18 protein-coding genes are annotated in these 19,186 nt (G+C 48.6%); 7 read left to right on the top strand and 11 right to left on the bottom strand.

Translation table 11 applies throughout. The annotated features are described in order from the left end of the window. Nucleotides 1–687: 687 nt before the first annotated feature. The 3 genes from C7B65_RS20310 to C7B65_RS20300 all read left to right on the top strand — a co-directional run bounded on the left by C7B65_RS20310 (nucleotide 688) and on the right by C7B65_RS20300 (nucleotide 5,291). Nucleotides 688–3,789, top strand: coding sequence for a plasmid replication protein, CyRepA1 family (locus tag C7B65_RS20310; RefSeq protein WP_223257465.1), 3,102 nt, complete (start codon nucleotides 688–690; stop codon nucleotides 3,787–3,789). An 84-nt stretch (nucleotides 3,790–3,873) separates the two neighbouring features. Then, complete coding sequence (locus C7B65_RS20305; RefSeq protein WP_073074491.1) at nucleotides 3,874–4,659, top strand: tryptophan-rich sensory protein; 786 nt, start codon at nucleotides 3,874–3,876, stop codon at nucleotides 4,657–4,659. Between the two features lie 89 nt (nucleotides 4,660–4,748). Further along, the gene (locus C7B65_RS20300) at nucleotides 4,749–5,291 is read left to right on the top strand and encodes a GAF domain-containing protein (protein ID WP_073074492.1); all 543 of its coding nucleotides are present in this window, start codon (nucleotides 4,749–4,751) and stop codon (nucleotides 5,289–5,291) included. Here the strand turns inward: C7B65_RS20300 and C7B65_RS20295 are convergent. Together C7B65_RS20295 and C7B65_RS29355 are read right to left on the bottom strand one after the other, a co-directional pair. Further along, on the bottom strand, nucleotides 5,288–6,970 hold the full coding sequence (locus tag C7B65_RS20295) for an MBL fold metallo-hydrolase (protein WP_073074493.1): 1,683 nt from the start codon (nucleotides 6,968–6,970) through the stop codon (nucleotides 5,288–5,290). The genes C7B65_RS20300 and C7B65_RS20295 overlap by 4 nt on opposite strands. 384 nt (nucleotides 6,971–7,354) lie before the next feature. Beyond that, the gene (locus C7B65_RS29355; protein ID WP_262983563.1) at nucleotides 7,355–7,477 is read right to left on the bottom strand and encodes a hypothetical protein; all 123 of its coding nucleotides are present in this window, start codon (nucleotides 7,475–7,477) and stop codon (nucleotides 7,355–7,357) included. Between the two features lie 146 nt (nucleotides 7,478–7,623). Between C7B65_RS29355 and C7B65_RS20290 the strand changes: the two genes are divergently transcribed. Then, entirely contained in the window at nucleotides 7,624–8,229 is a 606-nt protein-coding gene (locus C7B65_RS20290; protein ID WP_073074494.1) for a DNA-3-methyladenine glycosylase, read from the top strand. 4 nt (nucleotides 8,230–8,233) lie between these two features. On the opposite strand, the gene C7B65_RS20285 is transcribed toward C7B65_RS20290, so the two are convergent. Next, entirely contained in the window at nucleotides 8,234–8,758 is a 525-nt protein-coding gene (locus C7B65_RS20285) for a hypothetical protein (protein ID WP_073074521.1), read from the bottom strand. Between the two features lie 318 nt (nucleotides 8,759–9,076). On the opposite strand from C7B65_RS20285, the gene mgtE reads away from it, so the two are divergent. Continuing rightward, nucleotides 9,077–10,432 carry a magnesium transporter gene (mgtE, locus tag C7B65_RS20280; RefSeq protein WP_073074495.1) on the top strand — a complete coding sequence of 452 codons (1,356 nt, stop codon included), beginning with the start codon at nucleotides 9,077–9,079 and terminating at the stop codon, nucleotides 10,430–10,432. 11 nt (nucleotides 10,433–10,443) lie between these two features. On the opposite strand, the gene C7B65_RS20275 is transcribed toward mgtE, so the two are convergent. Then, nucleotides 10,444–10,974, bottom strand: coding sequence for an RpnC/YadD family protein (locus C7B65_RS20275; protein ID WP_143162101.1), 531 nt, complete (start codon nucleotides 10,972–10,974; stop codon nucleotides 10,444–10,446). A gap of 343 nt (nucleotides 10,975–11,317) precedes the next feature. Between C7B65_RS20275 and C7B65_RS20270 the strand changes: the two genes are divergently transcribed. Continuing rightward, nucleotides 11,318–12,322: an aspartate carbamoyltransferase catalytic subunit gene (locus C7B65_RS20270; RefSeq protein WP_073074497.1), complete on the top strand. Its 1,005-nt coding sequence runs from the start codon at nucleotides 11,318–11,320 to the stop codon at nucleotides 12,320–12,322. A gap of 22 nt (nucleotides 12,323–12,344) precedes the next feature. On the opposite strand, the gene C7B65_RS20265 is transcribed toward C7B65_RS20270, so the two are convergent. Continuing rightward, nucleotides 12,345–13,157: a cobyrinic acid a,c-diamide synthase gene (locus C7B65_RS20265; RefSeq protein WP_223257466.1), complete on the bottom strand. Its 813-nt coding sequence runs from the start codon at nucleotides 13,155–13,157 to the stop codon at nucleotides 12,345–12,347. A gap of 295 nt (nucleotides 13,158–13,452) precedes the next feature. Between C7B65_RS20265 and C7B65_RS28010 the strand changes: the two genes are divergently transcribed. After that, the gene (locus C7B65_RS28010; RefSeq protein WP_181314459.1) at nucleotides 13,453–13,599 is read left to right on the top strand and encodes a hypothetical protein; all 147 of its coding nucleotides are present in this window, start codon (nucleotides 13,453–13,455) and stop codon (nucleotides 13,597–13,599) included. A gap of 173 nt (nucleotides 13,600–13,772) precedes the next feature. Here C7B65_RS28010 and C7B65_RS20260 read toward each other — a convergent pair whose 3' ends face one another. The 6 genes from C7B65_RS20260 to C7B65_RS20235 all read right to left on the bottom strand — a co-directional run bounded on the left by C7B65_RS20260 (nucleotide 13,773) and on the right by C7B65_RS20235 (nucleotide 19,075). Then, nucleotides 13,773–14,660 (bottom strand): alpha/beta fold hydrolase, encoded by an 888-nt coding sequence (locus tag C7B65_RS20260; protein WP_073074498.1) that lies wholly within the window; start codon nucleotides 14,658–14,660, stop codon nucleotides 13,773–13,775. 150 nt (nucleotides 14,661–14,810) lie between these two features. Continuing rightward, nucleotides 14,811–15,161, bottom strand: coding sequence for a DUF1815 family protein (locus C7B65_RS20255; protein WP_073074499.1), 351 nt, complete (start codon nucleotides 15,159–15,161; stop codon nucleotides 14,811–14,813). A gap of 290 nt (nucleotides 15,162–15,451) precedes the next feature. Further along, nucleotides 15,452–15,664, bottom strand: coding sequence for a DUF2839 domain-containing protein (locus C7B65_RS20250; protein WP_073074500.1), 213 nt, complete (start codon nucleotides 15,662–15,664; stop codon nucleotides 15,452–15,454). A gap of 59 nt (nucleotides 15,665–15,723) precedes the next feature. After that, nucleotides 15,724–17,253, bottom strand: a complete 1,530-nt coding sequence (locus C7B65_RS20245; RefSeq protein ID WP_073074501.1) for an ATP-dependent DNA helicase — start codon at nucleotides 17,251–17,253, stop codon at nucleotides 15,724–15,726. Nucleotides 17,254–17,555: 302 nt separating this feature from the next. Continuing rightward, nucleotides 17,556–18,392, bottom strand: coding sequence for a hypothetical protein (locus tag C7B65_RS20240; RefSeq protein ID WP_244913250.1), 837 nt, complete (start codon nucleotides 18,390–18,392; stop codon nucleotides 17,556–17,558). Nucleotides 18,393–18,469: 77 nt separating this feature from the next. Then, nucleotides 18,470–19,075 (bottom strand): DUF1517 domain-containing protein, encoded by a 606-nt coding sequence (locus tag C7B65_RS20235; protein ID WP_073074503.1) that lies wholly within the window; start codon nucleotides 19,073–19,075, stop codon nucleotides 18,470–18,472. Nucleotides 19,076–19,186 lie beyond the last annotated feature (111 nt).

Raw genomic sequence — 19,186 nt, 5'->3', positions numbered from 1 at the left:
ACCGTTCATATCCTGCATTAAGGTTTCGATTTTGTCCAGAAGTTGGACGCTATATCTAGCGGTCTAATTCTGAGAAACTTTATTCTAACTCTGCATATAGATAGTACTTTCGATCTGATTCTATAACGCCCACGTATGTTTTTCGCCTATAGACCTGTAACTTCAGCGTCTATTTTTCGCCTACAACTTTAGCGTAGAAACATCTGTCGTCTTTGTGATGATAGCGTCTCATTTGCAGAGTTCCTCTAAGAGTCATCTTGTCAAATCCGACTCTTTGCTACCAAGCATTCCATCCCTTGTCCTGTAACTTTAGCGTCGAGTTCTGACCTGTTACTTCGGCGTAGGAAAGGCAGTCGATCCCATCACTCCCGCGTCTGATTTTAGCCTACAACTCCTGCGTAAAATTGACCTGTAACTTGCGCGTATGCAGAACGGTTGCCCCTTGAGTTGTCAAATTTTCGGTGTTAATCTCTCATTCACACCACGGAAGTTCCTAGAACTACTATCCGTGGCGTAATGACCAATCTTGCTTCCTAGAGGCAGTCTGACCTACCACTCAGATTGACTGTGACCTACCACTCGCAGAAGTCTAGACAAGCAAAACCCCTCTAGCGTCCCTACCACAGTCTGCTAAAGGGGTCTGAATGCAACCTTGTGATCCCAACATTTTGCTGGGAACCGATTCTTATGCTGATAAATTGTACCAGTTGTGACGGCTCAATGCTAGAGTCGTCTTCATTTTGGCAACCCCTAAATTCATCTTTGCGCCCGTCTAGTCTGGCTTTTGAGCACGAGCAAGAATGGCTAGAAAGTGGAGTCGATCGCGACATCATTCGCCTCAACGTGCAGACGCTGTGCGACACGGCGATCGACCCGTTTACCCACGAAGTTTCCTATCCGATCGCCGAGCATTTGCACTGGAGCGTGACGCGCTTTGGGCAGGAGGCACGGGCAAATGTGCGAGGCTGGTGGGTGAGCGGCATTGACCCGTTTAGCGACTGGCAGCGCATGGAGTGGGGACGGTTTAAGCCAGATGCTGATACGCCTGTGTTCGATCGAGCAAATCGCAAGCCTGCAAAATATCTCAGCCCCAGTTTAGGCAAGGGATCTAGCCGCCTGGTGCTGTTAGATGTACCTGAGTCGGTTTGGCAGCAAGTTGCCGATCGCTACCAGGTCGCAATGCCGACAGAACTTGAGGACAAATCATCTTTTTGGCAGTGGGTTTGGCAAAATAATCTGCCGCTCATTTTGACGGAAGGTGAGAAAAAAGCTGGGTGTCTGTTGAGTTTGGGATATGTGGCGATCGCGCTTCCTGGCATTTTTAGCGGCTATCGCAGAGACACTCGGCAACTCATTGCAGAGTTGGCGCACTTTGCGACAGAAGGACGATCGGTGCATATTTGCTTTGACTTTGAGACGAAGCCGAAAACGATTCAAAACATTTTGCTGGCAACGTCTCGGCTGGGGCAATTGCTGACTCGTGCTGGGTGTGAAGTCAAAATCATTGCGCTACCGGGGCCACAAAAAGGGGTGGATGATTTCGTCGTCGCCTGTGGACGGGAGGCATTTGCAGAAGTCCATGAGTCAGCTATCACCCTGGAGTTTTGGCAAGCATCTCGGCTGTGGTCGTTGACTTATACACCGACGGTTGCACTCAATCAACCCTATTTAGGAGATTTAGCTTACCCAACATCTGGTTTAGTCGGAGTCAAAAGTCCGAAAGGGACGGGCAAAACAACTGCACTACAAAACTTGATTAAAGCAGCCCGATCGCAGGGTCGAAGAGTCTTAGTAATCACGCACCGAATTCAACTGGGTAAAGCGATTTGCAACAGCTTAAACCTGGATTGGATCGAAGACGTTCAAGAGTCTGAAACTCAAGGAATGTATGGCTACGGCTTGTGTATTGACTCGCTGCACTCAGGCTCAAAAGCGCGATTTAACCCCGAAGATTGGGAGGGCGCGATCGTCATTCTCGATGAGGTGGAACAAGTGCTTTGGCATGCGCTCAATAGCTCGACGTGCTATCACCAACGAGTCAGAATTTTAGAAACGTTGAGAGAATTGGTGCAAATCGTTCTCTCAACTCAAGGACTGCTGATCGCTCAAGATGCCGACTTGTCGGATGTCAGTTTAGATTATTTAAAAGGACTGGCAGAATTTCCGATCGCGCCCTGGCTGGTCACCAACCAATGGAAGCCCGAAACAGGTTGGGATGTGTCACTCTACGACACCAAAAATCCTGCGCCGCTCGTTGCCCGAATGGAAGAGGTGATCGAAACCGGAGCCGTTTTTGTCTGTGTCGATTCTCAAAAAGTTAAGGGTAAATGGAGTTCTAAAAACTTAGAGACTTATTTAAAGTCGCGCTTCCCCGATAAGCGCATTCTCAGAATCGATAGTGAAAGTGTTGCTGATCCAGAACATCCTGCGTTTCGTGTCGTCGATCGGCTGAATCAAATTATTCCTGACTATGACATTGTGCTGTCAACGCCCACGATCGGAACGGGAGTCTCGATCGACGTTCGCGGACACTTTAAAGCCGTGTTTGGCATCTTTCAAGGTGTCACTCCCGATTCAGAATCGCGTCAGGCATTGGCACGAGTGCGCGAATCGGTGCCTCGATTTGTGTGGGGCGCGCACTTCAGCCCAGTCAAAATTGGCAACGGAAGCTGCAACTATCGAGACGTGGCGCGATCGATGACCAAAACCGTTAAATACAACATTTCTCTATTAAAAGAAGTCGATTTTGACTTGGATGAGCAGAGTGACCCGATCGCGCTTCGCACCTGGGCAAAAATGGCGGCACGGGTCAATGCGTCTCTCTGGAGCTATCGCAAAGAACTCCGCAACGGCTTATTTATGGAAGGTCATCAAGTGACGATCGTCACGGACGATGCAACCAAGATTTTTACACAAACTCCGGTCACTGAAGAAATGCTTTATTTACTAAAAAATGGTTCGATGAAAGTCCCTGGATTTGAGTTTTTAGACTGGCGACACAACGCACAAACCACTGAGCGAGTCGTGCAAGCGGTCACAAAAATTAGAACTCAAAATCAAAAAGCAGAAGCGATCGCGATCTCAACCTCTGCTGAATTGAGTTCCGCAGAATATGACGAACTCAAAGATCATTCATCACAAACCACACGCAAACGTAACAGCAAACGCAAACACGAACTGCAACGCCGCTATTCGGTTGAAATTACGCCAGAAGTAAAACTTAAAGATGATGAAGGCTGGTATGCTCAACTCCGCCTCCATTATTATTTGACTCACGATCCTGAGTTTGTGCAACTGCATGATATGCAAGAGCTTCAAGGACATTTGGATCGAGGCAATGGTAAAGTTGCGGTTCAAGATTTGTGCTTGCTGACCGCTCAAGTGGAAGCCTTACGATCGCTCAAACTCCTCGATATGTTCAAGCTTGACGAAAAGATTCGAGCCACTGACCCAGAAGTGCAGCATATTGTCTCATTTGCGATGCAATATAAGGACGACATCAAAACCTTATTTAACGTCACGATCACTGAGAAATTGGCACCGATGGCGATCGTACAAGCCCTACTCGGCAAAATTGGCATCAAGCTCACCTGCACCGGACGCGATCAAGCTCCAGACGGGCGACGAGGCGGAGTTCGGGTTTATCGATATCATCCCCCGATCGACGATCGAGACACTATCTTTGACGAGTGGAAAAAGCGCGATTTAGCCACATTGCAAACCTTGATGGAAGTGACTGGATGCAGCTCATTCTCTGACATGGATGATTGGATGCAAATGTCTGCTTAAAAACCAAAAAACCTGAAATTAGAGAGAGGATAGAGTGCTGACATCCCCGCTATTCTAAAGTTAGTTACTAAAGGATAAGCATCTATGCAGCACTCCGATCGCTCTCCTCAATCAGTTTCTAGTCACCAAGTTGCGACGATCGCGGCGATTTTGGGCGCGATCGTGGTGAACGCACTCTCTAATTTTTTTCCGCTCAACGGGCTGAGTATTGGCGAAATTTCAAACACGCTTTTTGGTGGAGTTTTGGTGACTCCTGCCAATTATGCATTCGCGATTTGGGGCGTAATTTATTTAGGGCTGATTGCCTTCGGAATCTATCAAGTCGCACCTGCCCAACGAAATAATCCTCGGCTTCAAGAAGTGCGATCGCCGATCATCGCCGCGTCTCTACTTCAAATCCTGTGGGTGTTTGCCTTTCAAGGACGACTCTTTTGGCTCTCGGTCGTTGTAATGATTGGCATTTTGTTATCTCTAGTGTCAGCATTCTTGCAACTTAGAACAGAAGACGATCGCCTTTCTCGTACAGAAAAATGGCTGATTCAAATTCCGATCAGCGTTTATTTTGGTTGGATCACCGTCGCAACAGTTGTCAATGTTGCATCAGCTTTGTATAATTCTGGCTGGAATGGTGGCGGGATTTCTCCAGCAATTTGGACGGTGGTTTTGTCAGCAATCAGTGCAGCGATCGCGGCAGCAATTACGATTCGATATCGCGATGTTGCATTTCCGGCTGTGATTATTTGGGCATTGGTGGCGATCGCCATTCGTCAAGCGAGTCAATCTGCAATTCTGATCACCGCGATCGGACTCGCGATCGGGCTAGGCCTATTAATTTTATGGGTGCAGTTTAGACCTAGAAAGGCTACTTAGTCTGATTTTCAAAAGCAGCAAAGCCCATCAGTTTTCGCTAATATTGATTTAAACAACGCTCAACAGATATTAAGTTTAGGCTCGTGAAAATGTCTTCTGATTCAGATCCTCTTCCTCAACTGACTCATACTCCCAGATTGCAGAAAGTGCTCGATCGACTCACCACTAGCATAGAGCGAGACGCTTTAGTCCAGCAAACGACGAATCAACTTCGCAATGCCCTTGAAGTCGATCGGGTGGTTTTATACTATTTCTATCGGCATTGGAAAGGGCAAGTCACGTTTGAATCATTGAGTTCTCCAGAACTCTCTATCTATGGCTCAACCGGGCCCGATCAGTGCTTTAACGGTGACTATGCTCAGATGTATTTAGAAGGACGAGTTCGAGCCATCCCAGACATTGAAACCGAACCGATCGCGCCCTGTCACCGCGATTTTCTTCGCAACATGCAGGTACGCGCTAATTTAGTCGTCCCAATTTTGACCTCTAATGACTTGTGGGGGCTGCTCGTCGCGCACCATCAATCAATTCACCCTTGGTCGCACCAAGACATTGAGCAGATGCAATCAGGGGCAAAAACCTTAGCAACGGCTCCCTCGATTCAAGAAAGCAACGGCTCCATCCCAGATTAGCGATCGGACTCATCCTCAAGGTCGCTCGTCTCAATCTCAGTAGCGAGAATTAGAGGCTCAAACACCGGGCAATAGCCATCTAATGTCACTTTAAAGTTAAACAACGGCGAACTTGGATTCCAGCAGCGTTGACCGCGACAGTGACGACAATTTGAGCAACAGTCTTTGAGCGTTCCATCTGCCCAGATTGGCAAACGATCGTTCCCCAGATTCAACAACTCTCGCTGGTGCAGACCCCGCAAAACCAGATCTTCTCCCTGCCAGCGGGCTTCGATCAGCCCCGTATCTGCCAAGGTGCGCCAGCGAGGATCAGCCATAATTGCGTCGGGCAGCGTGATCGTCACCACCGTTCCTAGTTCGGCTAATTCCCCTTCATAGCTGTTGTCTGGGGGGGCAGGTTGCAGAAAAGTTTCGCCAATGGGCAACTCAACTAACCCGCCGATCGAGGGCGAATGCAAATGATATCGGTTGTGCAGTTCTTCCAAGCCCGTTAAGTCAGATAGATAAGTCGGCGACCCGTGGACAAAGAGCACATGCTGAGGGCGCAGATTGTGAATGAGTTGCGTCGTGCTAGGGCCATCACAGTGCTGCGCCAGCAAATAAAATTCAACCGTCACCCGCCCAGAATCAGCCGCGAGGAATGAAGAAATCTCTTTGGATTCTATCTCTAACTGACTGCTCTGCTGAGGAAATAGCACCAGCCACGAAGCCTCAGATTGGCAAAACTCATTGAGATCCACCGTTAAATCGGTCAAGACGATGCAAGGAGCTGCAATCTGCGATCGCTGTTCAGGCAGCAGATGTCGCACACGGGGGCGCACCCGCTCATCCCAAAAAAGCGGTTGGTGACGCGCAAAATTTTGCACAGCGCTGGGGAGATGAGGCAGCAGATCTAGATAAGCGTCACAGCCTGCGGCCACCGTACCATCAACCCAAATATTTAAATCTCGCCCAGTAAATAGATGATGACTCCGCAGCAGCATCAGCAGTTCTTGCCCTAGCCCCAGAGTCGGCAATGGCAGGAGAACAGAGCGCCCTTCAGCGATCGCTCGACTGATGCGCTCAGTCAGTTGGTTTTCTTGCTGTCGTCGATGCGGAAATCGCGCCGTGCCATAGCTGCCTTCAACAATCAGCACATCTGGCTCTAACCCCCGCAGTTCTTCTAGCCGCAACCCTTCAACCAAGCGAGAATTGGATAAGAAAAAATCGCCCGTGTAAAGCAGCTTGTAGGAGCGCTGCTCTTCGGTTGACGCAGGAGGCGGCGTATAAGTTAACAAAATCACCGCCGCTCCGGGCAAATGACCTGCTGGAAACAGTTCGGCGGTCAACCCATCAAAAAACTCTACGGGCGATCGCCACGGCAGCGCATGACAAAACTGAGGCACTGACTCCCCCACCCAGTTGAGCGGAAGTAACTGAGTGGTCACTTCACTAGCGTAGATTGGCAGGTTAGGAAAAGCTTGATGAAGCGCCAGTAGCCCTCGTGCGTGGTCAGAATGAGCATGACTGCACAAGACTAAATCAGCCGGGTGCGCCAAATCAGAGTTTTGCTGACTTAGAGGTGAAACGTCTCTTAAGCCACAGTCAAGCAAAATTCGATAAGGCCCCATGCGAACCAGGAGAGATACTCCTTCATCGGCATGACCCACGCCATAAGGCAAGCATTCCAGTTGAGTCACGTTGGGTGGTACTTTCTAATATTTGAAACTATGAATCCTAAGCCCAGTAAACTGCAGACCGTGGACAGAGACTTGCGATTCTTAACATTGAATTTGCAACTCGCGATTCTTTGCCAGTTGACATACTCACCGTCCTGAAGGAGCGGTGATTCTCCAAACCTCGCGATTTAGATTTCTGCTTCATTGCAACTGCCTCCACCTCTAAGGTTTTTTGGTCTTATGTTCGCTCCACAGACTTTCCGCTTTGACCCGCGTTCCCGGATGCCCCTCGGTATGGGCGGGAGAAACTTGGTTATCGTCCCTCCCGCTCAAACTATAGATCGTTCAAATGTACTTGTAAAGCCGTCGCAGAACGACGGGGTTTCTAACCCACTTTTCTGATGACTAGTGCGCCGACCCGTTACCGTGATAATTGTCGGAGTCATAAAAACCGTTGCGGGTGCCAAAAAACAGACAGGCGATCGTAAAGACTCCCGTGAGAACGAGTAAAACAAGTTTGACATCCATAATGATTACGGCTCTTATGATGGTTTATTAGGGCTGAGTAGTCTGAAGGTCGCAAATTTATGAACAAATCTGAACTGGATTGTACCGCAAACTCTTCCAGATTCTAGCAGACCAAAGGTTTTTGACAGATTCTTCTAAAGACTGAAATGACGATCGATTCATCTTTTATTCAACCAGAGTGGCTATCACGATCGTCGCTAGAAGTCGCCCCTGATTTATTAGGCTGCACACTGGTGCGCCAATTTGCGGATGGGCTGACGCTGCGAGGCCTGATTGTCGAAACCGAAGCCTACACAGTCGGCGACCCAGCGTGTCATGCCTATCGACGACAGACCGATCGTAACCGCATCATGTTTGGCACCGCCGGGATGACCTACGTCTATCTCATTTATGGAATGTATCACTGCTTGAATGTGGTCACCGATCGCGACGGAGTGCCCAGCGCCGTATTGATTCGGGCCTTGCAGCTTGATCGCCTTCCGCCCTGGTGTTTAGGCGAAAAGCAGACTCGCGTTGCCGCCGGCCCTGGAAAGCTCTGTCGCGCCTTTAAAGTTGATCTCACTCTGACCGCACAACCCTTTCAGCCTGGACAAGCTCTGTGGTTAGAGCATCGCAGTCCCCCATTTCAGGAGCAGATTGAGCAGCACGCGATCGCGTTCGTTCAAACCACTCGCATCGGGCTAACTCAAGGAGTCGATTTACCCTGGCGATGGTATGTCAAAAATTGTGCGGCAGTGTCGAAGAAAGGATGAATTCTTAAAGGACGACTTCTTTGCCGCGATCGGTAAACCGCACTGATTTAATTTTCCATTCAGCATTACTGGTCAGCGTTTTGCGAAGACTGCCAAAAATTGCCATTTGTTCGCAGCTAGAGAGAGAAACAAGTTTACGCCTTGAGTCGGGGGCAACTCGCAGATCAATGGTTGCCACACCCGAAGCGACGTTCACGCGATACCCAGATAATCTAAAATCCGCGCTATCCGCGTTTTCTAACACCTTGCCCACAGCACCCGTAATGGGCTGATTTGCCGGAACCGCCGTTTTTTCTGCCACAAAATCTCTACACTGGTTGTCCACTTTATAAACACTTATAGGAACCGTTTTTTTAGACGCGACTGAAGCAGTCTGAAGCGGTTGACTCGTGCGAGATGGCGCTGGCGGACTTTTTGCAATCGGCAACGCAGGACTTGGCACAACACTCGGACTAGTCAGCGGAGACGATGCGACAGGAGCATTAGAAGGGGGTTCCGTCCGACAGCTACTCAATCCTACTGAAATCATCAACGGCACCCAGTAAAAAAATAGTTTGGGCCTTTTTCCGGTTTTTGACTTCTCACCCAGGAGAGGAGAGACATACCTCTGAATGTTGATCATAAATTTAATCGTCTTTAACAAAAGGGGGATCTTTAATGGGGAGAGTCATCCCTGGCATTGTAGATTTGTGGCTTCAGGGTTAGCATAGACTTAGCGACACCCAAAACGGATGTCGATGTTGCATTTTATAAAGTTCATGGACCAGAGTCCATTACCCCACAGTAATAAACTCCTTTAGCGCTGGAAGCCTCAGTCTTCCAGCGCGGGGGAGATTAAGGAGGTTTCATGCTAACCCAGGAAAGTCGCACTTCCCTGTCTGAAATTGCTGATCTCAATCAGCTTAAGCACGAGTTAAACGAGATGCCCGCGATCGACGTGGGCGACTACATCGCAGAGCTTCCTCCTGAAAAACGCGCGATCGCATTTCGACTGCTCAATAAGACTGAAGCAACCGATGTTTTTGAATATCTGCCCCAAGAGATTCAAGAAGAGCTGATCGGGTTGCTGCACAATGCTCAGGTGTGTCAAATCGTTGAATCGATGCGACCTGACGATCGCGCCGAACTTTTTGATGAACTCCCCGCCGGAATTGCCAAACGGCTCGTTCAACAACTCAGCCCCGAAGAACGGCAGGCAACCGCCACAATTCTAGGCTACGCAGAGGGCACCGCAGGGCGGGTGATGACCACTGAATATGTCCGGCTGCGGCAAGGCTTGACGGTGGGCGAAGCACTCGCCAAGATTCGACTGGCTGACCAAGACAAAGAAACGATTTACTACGCCTATGTGACGGATAATAACCGCAAGCTTAAACAGGTCGTTTCGCTGCGGCAATTACTCTTCTCGATTCCCGATGTGCTGATTGAAGACATCGCCAGCGATCGAGTGATCAAAGCTAAGACCGAGATGCCGCAAGAAGAAGTGGCGCAACTGATGAAGCGCTATGACTTGATCGCGGTGCCTGTTGTTGATCGTGAAGATCGGCTCGTAGGCATCATTACGGTCGATGACGTGGTGGATATTCTCGAACAAGAAGCCACCGAAGATATCCAAAAATTAGCTGGAGTAAGCGGTGGTGATGAGTCGTCTCTGTCCCATCCGTTAGAGAAGTTGCGGAATCGTCTGCCCTGGCTCGTCGGCGTGATGGCACTTTATATTGGAGCGTCTAGCGCGATCGCTCCGTTTCAAAAAACCATTTCACTCGTGCCTGTGCTGGCTGTGATTATGCCGCTGTTCTCCAACACAGGCGGAACGGTAGGTATTCAGGCTCTGACGGTGACGATCCGATCGCTAGGCGTGGGTGAAGTCACGCCAGCAGACACGATGAAAATTCTCCGTAGAGAATTGCTTGCGGGATTAGGAACCGCTTTGGCATTAGGAACGACTATGGTTTTGCTGTCACTGATTTGGACATCACCCGAAACCCGTTGGGTCGGATATGTTGCCGGACTGGTGATGGCAGCAAATTCGGTGATCGCAGTCACCTTAGGAACGCTGCTGCCAATGGGGTTAAAGCGGCTAAAACTCGATCCTGCCTTGATCAGTGGCCCGCTAGTGACGACTATGCTAGACACGATCGGCTTCATCCTCTTTTTGACCTTGATTACAATTAGCTTAAATATTCTGCATCTGCCCACTTAACCCATTAGCTTCTACTCAGATTGACCCTGGAATCTATCTAACAGTTGCTCTCGCGACAGTTGCAGCAAAAGTGGCGTATATTCCTCAGCCGAAAATGTCAGGATCGTCGGAATTAGAGTCGTGAGTCGATCGTCCATCTCACCAAAACGAGCTTTCAGTAAGTTCTCGACGACCAAGCGTTGTCCCATCTGGGTGCCCTCCTGTCTGCCCTCTTGTTTGCCACGCTCAATGATTTCTCGTTCCCATTGCAAATAAGCCTGATTAATTGCCATAAATGAAATTTGATCTTCCTCGTCAAGGTCTTCAACTCTCATAGTAATTCTCCAAGTTATTAAGAGGTTTAAAGTTTGGAAACGACGCGGGTCATCATTAGGTAAAGAAAGAATCTCTTCTACGGCTTGTTGCTGAATTTTGCCTCTCCCCAACAATCTGAGCCAGAGCGTATCTGGAGTTTTGGGAAGCTGGTGAATGACCACGATCGAGGTTCTCAAGGCAGCAGGTATGGCATAAATTCCGGGCAACCACTGATGGGGTATGTTCAAAATTCTGTATTAGTTGTAATCCTGGGTCATTTGTCGTAGCTTGCTGCGATCGAGTCCGCCAGAAATGAATTTCTGGGTGGGCGTTTGGGTCAACAAGCACGACTAAATTTACAATAGACCTTTTGCGTGATAGCGAAGAAATTGCCCTGAAACTTATATGTCAAAAGACTTGTAGCCGTTTTCTGGCACTAATAGCTGAAATGCCTGACCCGTAAAGCTTTTAGCCATTTTTTAGCTTACGACGCAAAAGGTCTAATCTATTCTGATGTGAAATTAATCGCAGGTTGTGAGGCCGATCGTTTTGGGGTATGAATGATCAGTCGTTCTTCAATGCACACCCTCAATGGTCTGGACTCGTCGCCACGTTCTTTCTCTCGCTGACTTTTCTCCGGCTGACTATGATGTCGTTTTGCAAACGGCTAGCAGCTTTCGAGAAGTGCTGTCTCGCCGAACTAAGAAGGTGCCGACCCTACAGGGGCAAGTCGTCGCTAATCTATTTTTTGAGCCGTCTACGCGCACTCGCAGCAGCTTTGAGCTAGCTGCCAAACGTCTATCGGCTGACACCCTTAACTTTGCTGCTGGAACTTCTTCTCTGTCAAAAGGAGAGACGATTCTTGACACCGCAAAAACCTATCTGGCAATGGGCACCGACATGATGGTGATTCGCCACAAAGAGGCAGGAGTGCCGCAGGCGATCGCGGCTGAAATGGATCGGTTGGGCGTTCGGGTGGGGGTTCTCAATGCAGGCGATGGTCAACATGAACACCCTTCCCAAGCGCTTCTAGACCTATTCACGATCTGCACACTGTTCGATTCTGAGCAACCGAGGCTATCGCTATTGGAGGGCAAGAAGATCGCGATTGTCGGTGACATTCTTCACTCTCGCGTCGCCCGCTCTAATATTTGGAGCCTAACAGCAAGCGGGGCTGAAGTTCATTTAGCGGCTCCTCCAACGCTGTTGCCCAGATGGTTTGCCGATTACGTCGCAGATTCAGATGATCGGTCTGCTCCTAATCCTCGCCAGCTTTTTGTACACTGGACGCTTAACCCCGCTCTTGAAAATGCCGATTTTGTGATGGCCCTGCGATTGCAAAAAGAGCGAATGACCAGTCATCTGTTACCCAGTTTACGGGAGTATCACCAGCAGTTTGGCATCACGCGCGATCGTCTCAAGCTCTGCAAACCAGAGGTTAAAGTTCTCCATCCTGGGCCGGTGAATCGCGGCGTAGAGATTAGCTCTGATTTGATGGATGACCCTCAATTTAGTTTGATTTCGCAGCAGGTCACTAGCGGAGTTGCGGTACGGATGGCGCTGCTTTACCTAATGGGTGGCGGCAAAGTTGCTTAATATCAGCTCAATTCTACGAGTTTTAAAAAATTGGTTCTTGCTCATTTACGAAAATATCGTCGTAGTTAAAAATTAAAGAGTCAGCGTGGCGAACAATTGAAAACCCAAAGTTTGTAGTCACTTCTGTGGTAAATGTGGCGATCGCTAACTCAACTAATTTCTTATCTAAAAGATTGGGTTTTTGAACAAAGTAATCTCGTCGTGCAAAAAACAGTCTTTCATCTCTTGGCACGATAATCTGATTGATTCGATGAGCGTGTCGAATCGGTTTGATATAAGTGTCAATAAACTCTTCTTGATTTTTTTGCAGCCGATAAAGTTTTTCATGCTGTAACCAACTCATCTTGAACAGCATTTTGATCAGTTCAAATCCCAAAATGTAGTTGAGAATGCTGTTGCGTTCTTCAGTACTAGCAACAATCCGCAAGGCTGATTCTAAAAACAGATCAGGCTTTCGGCGAACGTCTTGAGCAGAGTGAACATAAAACTGTCGAATATAGCTTCTCACAAGACTTTCACTTAGCTCTGTTGGAATGTAAAACCGCTTGAGATTTTCTTTGACTTTTTGTTTAACCTCTCGATTTTCAACGAGCTTTGCAATCAGACCATTGGCGGTATATTCATCTAAAAACTCTGCCTGAATATTGGGAGTTGCTGCACAGAGCAAATGGCAGAGAGAAAGCACATAGCGGCGCTGATTCCAAGGCAAACTTTCTGCCCAGTGTTTTGCTTCTTGAGGCAGCTTATCCAGAACATTTGTAACCTGAGATTCTTGAGAATAGGGCGACTTAATGGGTTCGTCGATCGAGGCTAATTTTTTAATGGGCTTGTTCATTCGCGTGCATCGATCATGCAAAGACTAGCGATCGTTTCGAGATATCTGCTATTCCCTGATAGATAGTCAATTAGCTGTGAGGTTAGACGATCTGGCTTATTGTGCCCTGCCTTCCTAACTTTAAACGATCAACTCAGCACACTTCTAGATACCAGTATAGAACATTACTTCTGTGGCGTATGTAATCAATTAGACATCCTAAATCTAACTAAAAACGGAGAATATGTGTCGTTCAGATATGTTATGTTTCTTAATACTAAGATACTAAGATACAAAAATTTTAAGAGGTTATCCCATGATCGTTCTAACTGCACTTTTCGTTGCAAGCTGGATCGCAATCGTTGTTTTAGGGAGTCCGAGTCAAGCCCAAACCTGGAACTCATATGAACTTCAGCCGATCGCGATTCCTGTTGCCGAGAGCCAACGTTCTGTGAAACGATAATCTAACTTTGGATTTTGGGTGACTTCTCATATCCAAAATCCAGCTTTCTCTTTAGCCTTGACTCGCTACACGTCAGCGCTTGAGAAACCCTTCAAAATCTTTGACAATTCCTAGAGAGTTTTAGCGAAATACGATCGATTCCTGCTCAAATGTGAGAGAAAATTTTTACATTACTAGGCCCAGGCGGGGCTTCGCAGAAACTCTAGCAGTTCTCGGTTCACAGTTTGAGGCGCTTCTTGCTGAATCCAGTGACCGCAGTGGGGCACTAATTTAATCTTGTGAGGAGCTTGGATTAAAGAGTCTAACCCGTCAGCAAGTCTGTAACTCAAAATCGAATCTTCTTCACCCCACAGAACTAAAGTCGGGATCGTGATTGGATCGGGCGATCGCCCCCAGTCGCGCACCCAATTTAAGGACGTAAACAGGTGGCGATAATGATTGATTGCAGCAGATAACGCGCCCGGTTTGTTTAATGCAGCCTGATAGAGTTGGGCGTTCTCTTCGCTAAAAGCTCCCTTGCGAATCGCCTGCTCTTGAAACATGCTATTGACAAAGTTTTTTAAGTTTTGTTTAATCAGCAATTCTGGTAGCCCAGGGATTTGAAACGCTAATACATACCAACTTTGGCGCAGTTGATCTAAGTTACTGAGCATCTCGCGCACAAATCGTTGCGGGTGAGGAGCGCTCAAAAGTGCTAAACGATCGAGACATTGTGGAGATTTTTGGGCCAAGTTCCAGGCGATCGCCCCGCCCCAATCATGACCGACAACGTGAGCACGACTATAGCCCAAGTTTTCGATCAAGCTACGAATATCGGTGCTCAAAGTGTCGAGATCATAACCGCTACTGGGCTTTTCAGAATCGTTATAGCCGCGCAGATCAGGAACAACCACCCTAAAATGACGTGCCAGCACCGGGATCTGATAGCGCCACGAGTACCAAAATTCAGGAAACCCATGCAGCAATAGCACCAAGTCACCTTCGCCTTGCGTTACATAATGGAGGCGAATGCGGTTGGCTTCAATAAACTGATGCTGCCATTCAGAATCGAGAGCGAGCATAAGACTAAGCCAGACAGCGATAAGGGCACGGTAGAGCGATCCCCAAAGGGGCATTTGCTTGAATGACCCTGCTATCTAGATTATCACCAGAGGTTTCTATCCTAGTTGGATTGACTATCAGTGAAAACCTGGAGCGGTGCCTATCAGAGCCTAATGGAAGCTCTTTGCCGGAACCGCCGGGCGATAGTCAGAAGGCTTGATGTGAAACTTGACTAGATTTGCAAGTTCTTGAAGTTGGCTAATCGCTTCTGCGCCTTCAAGCTTCATTAATTCTCGATCGTCGCGCATCTCTGTCCAGGTGATTCCATAATCCGACACCAAAAAGCGGATCAGGTGGTTGTCTCCCAAACTCACCATAAACGAGGCACTATTCATCTGACCGCCGCAGGTATAGCAGGAAGCCAGATACCCTCGATTCTCCAACACGATCGCCATCGCCTGAAGATTCATTACGAGGTCTTTTACAAACTGTCGGTGTTGCTCTGCCAGTCTTAAGAACACAAGCGTCCTCCAATCACCACACCTAATTCTAACCTTTTATTAAGAGCTAAACGATCTACCCTTTGGGATAACGGTCTCTCTGGATAAGAGCCCGCCAAACAGTGTTAAAAATAACACTCAAAGATGCCTATTTATATTAATGAATTGGGCAAAATCACAAAGTATCGATACGCACAAGTTTGCTCAAATCTCTCAATTTTTTAGGTTTTTTATAGAATTGCGGATGCGGCACAATTTTTGTAGCGTTAAGAGTCTCTGGACGATTTGGAATCGCTAAAGTTCCTCGTTAATCAGTCAACTTGCCACCAGCCAAATAGAGGGCCAACGAAACGGATGGTAATCCACGCTGCCACAAGTCCGACAATGCCGATCCAAGCACCTGTGGAAGACCACTGCACAAACTGCTGTGCTTGAGTTTTGGTCACTGGCAACCAGGGAGAAATATTAGGCTCTTTGCCATAGTTTTCGCCCAGAGATTCTTTACGACGCTTTGCTTCTCCCATTGCTTTTTGCTTTTAATTGAAGGTTTCGTTCCTGATAATAGCGTTTCTGGGTGCCAATTTCAGTCTTGCCAACTCGTCGTGTGAAAATGGGTAAACAAACTGGCATCCAGATAGTTAATGCGGGCTAAAGGGCTAAGGGCAGCCAAAACTTGATTGCCATAGCTGCGGTGAATGACGCGACTATCCAGCAGCGCTACAACCCCTTGACACTCACGAACCGGGGCGATCGCTCGCTGCAACTCGCTTAATGCTTCTGGAAACAGATAGAGCCGAAACCAATCTTGCCGAAGTTTTTTGTAATAAGCCACCCGCCCCGCCACTAACGGATTTTCTAGTGAGGGAATGGGCAGTGTCGCGATCGCCAACAAATGCGGAGCAGGTAACACGCTCTGATGCTCTCGCCAAAACTCCCAGCCCGTGACCAAAATGCCGTTGTCGTCAAGACAGGTGCGCTCTACTTGCACTCTAGAGCCAAACTCTGATGCCAACACGGTTCCGACTTGGGCTTTGAGAGGCATATCTCCGATCAAAATCACCGACAGCCCTTGCACCGCCGTGCTAGCACTGAGCAGCGATCGCAGTTCTTGCAGCAATGCCCCTTGAAACTGGGGCGTGTTGGGCATCGGAACGCCTTCTGGCTGGTAAAGCTGAATTAGGTCATCTTGACGATCGAGCGAAAACTTTAAACAGGTTAGATCATCGCTCAAACCTATTTTTTGGCGATAAGTCGCTGCGTCTGAATCGAGATCTAGAGCACCACCGATTAAAACAGTGGGTTGCTGCGACCAGATATCAGTCAAGCTCGAAGCAATTTCGGTCGGGGCACAATGGAGGGAAAACTGCCCTAATTGGCGAGCGATCACTGCCCAAACGAGTTGTCCTTCAGTTTGAGCTTGTCTGAAAAAATGCTCCCAATTAACAGGTAGAGAAGACGGCAAAACTTGATGGAGCGCATCGAGAATCTCTTGTTCGGGCTGCTCGATTAGATAACACTCATAAGGGTTGGCAGGGTGATGAAAAATCGCTTTCGTCAGTTGAACTCGTGCATCTCGAATCTCGTCAGTGTGTTGAGGACACGCCAACATTAAATCATTCCAGTCAGAGGCTTGCAGATTAATCGTCAGTTGATCTCTCACCCAGCGTTCGAGGTCATCTACGCCATCGACGATCGTCGGAATGCCCGTCGGAAATCTGCCTTCACCATTGAGGCGATCGCTTAACCAGGCTTCTGGAGTGGTGAGTAAAATTCCTTCAAAATCGGGGCTAACCCAGCGATCGCCCGTGCGAATTGGCTTGGGCGTATCAATCCACTGCCGCAGACGCGGAATCTCGACCATCAACAGCCGTTGCTGAACCGACTCAGGAGCCACCACAATCACCGATCCTTTCCACATCAAAATCGGCACGAGATAGCTGAGACGATAGCGCCCATGATAGCCAGAAGGTGCCCCGGTTTGAATTAACGCACTGCGACCGATCCGCAGGGCCCGCGCAACGAGCCGCGCCATCGTCAGATGATGCGACCAATAGGGTTCGCCCTGCTCTCGCAGAAAGGCGCGGAGTTGCTGATGAACTTCTACCTCAATCACAGGTTTGAACTCATGTCGTACTAGTTGACATTCTCACCGACCTAAAGGAACAGTGATTCACTAAATCTCACGATTTAGATTTCTGCTTCATTGCAACTGCCTCCACTCTCAAGGAGTTTTTCGGTCTTGCGTTCGCTCCACAGACTTTAAGCTTTAACCCGCTTTCCCGGATGCCCCTCGGTATGGGTCAGGGAGCCTTGGTTATCGACTCTCTAGTGACCATTCTGACATACCGATAAAAAACCCTGCGGAGATTAATTCAGCCACAGGGAGAAAATAAAGAATGAGGGACGAATGAGGGGTTATCGTCTGCGACTGCTGCCTGCTCGCGATCGCCCACTACCAAAAGAGCTAGGACGGTTGACGCGACTGGGAGTAGAACCTGTAGAGCGGCGCAAATTGCTAGAGCCGTAGCCAGAACCCGTGGGACGACCGTTCCCAATTGAGGGGCGGCTGACTCCAGGGTTGCGATAAGACGGCGTGTTGATGCGCCCCGTAGAGCGAAAGACTTGGCGGTTTCGCACAGCGGCGGGAGGAGCTTGATAGCGCTGCTGATAGCTGTTAACGGCTTGGTTATAGCTGCTGCCATAGCCCCCAAACCCAGTGAGCGGACGACCAGACTGATAAACAGGAGGAACGTAGTATTGAGGTCGGAAGAGGAGACTTCCGATCGCTTGTCCTGCTACCGCTCCGGCTACCGATCCTGCGAAAGGAGTCCAAAAACTCGGCTCTTGGCGCACGATCTGCGTTTCGGTTTGCCCAGTTTGAGGGTTAGTCACATTTTCAGCGACGTTGTGGACATATTCGATCTTAAAGTCTTCGGGAATGTGGAGCGACGGCTGACCGTTTTCAACTTTGAGATAATTTTTTTGCCCTGCTTTGACTTCATCAGGAGTCAACTGAGCCAGCGGCAGGTTTTGAGTGCGGAAGGAAGAGGGAACACCTGGTTTTGTGTCCAGCAGCATAACGGTGTATTCTCCGTCTCCATCGTTATAAGTCGCTTGCTGAACCGAATATTGTCCATCAGGAAGGCGAGTCTGCTCAGTGCGGGTGTTAGCAGAACGGTTGCCCTGCCCATTAGCCTGCGAATCTCCAGAGAAACCGCAGCTAACCGTTGTCAAGCACAAAGCAGCAGACATAGAAAGCAGTAAGAGTCGGCGGAACATAGACCTAAAAAAGGTAGTGAATAGTGGCGAGGTCATAAACTAACCGTTTGCTATAGAGGAATCAATTCTGGAAAGAACTCTAGAAGCTGGTCAGGGTCGAGTTCTTCACCGAGTCGCGCCGGGGAGAAATGCACCTGAATCGCCTGTAACCGTTCTTGATAGTGGAGATTGATCACTCCCTTCAATCCTGCCTCTAAAGCCCGAATGCTCGCAAGGTCGGTTTCCAGATCCGGAACCTCACCTTCTGCGGCGATCGTGATCATCACAATCAAATTCTGAGTCACAGGCAGAGATAGGGGATCAACAGGTTGCCCAGACGCATCTTCCAGTTCGGGCGCACTCAAATAGCGTTGAGCAGAGTCAGTAAACAATTCGTTCACATAGTCCCCGGCTTCACCTTCGCTCCAAAACACGTCGCCTTCATTGGCGGCAGACTGCCAATAGGTTTGATATTGCAGCAGACTTTGACAGATTTCGACCAGTCCTTCGCCCAAAACCTGCATATCACCGTCTGCCTCAACTGCTTGCCGCGCTGCCTGGTTAAGCACACCCAGCAATGGAGCCACTTCTTTGCCCGCGAGGTGGATGAATAGGCGACAGACGACAAACCGATTTTTGCCTGTAAATTGATTAAACCGATCGCGCAGTGAACTCATTTTTTGCCTGACCCTTCAGCTATTTCAAGAGGGACATCTTTAGTCTAGTTATCTCCAGACAAGATTGAATCTATCTGAAGATTAGACGGCTGCGGCGATCGCGCATAGAAT

Origin of the sequence: Phormidesmis priestleyi ULC007 (assembly GCF_003003695.1) — a bacterium.
Lineage (GTDB): Bacteria > Cyanobacteriota > Cyanobacteriia > Leptolyngbyales > Leptolyngbyaceae > Phormidesmis_A > Phormidesmis_A priestleyi_A.
The sequence above is the reverse complement of the archived record's forward strand: the minus strand, read 5'-3'. Positions and strand labels throughout refer to the sequence as shown.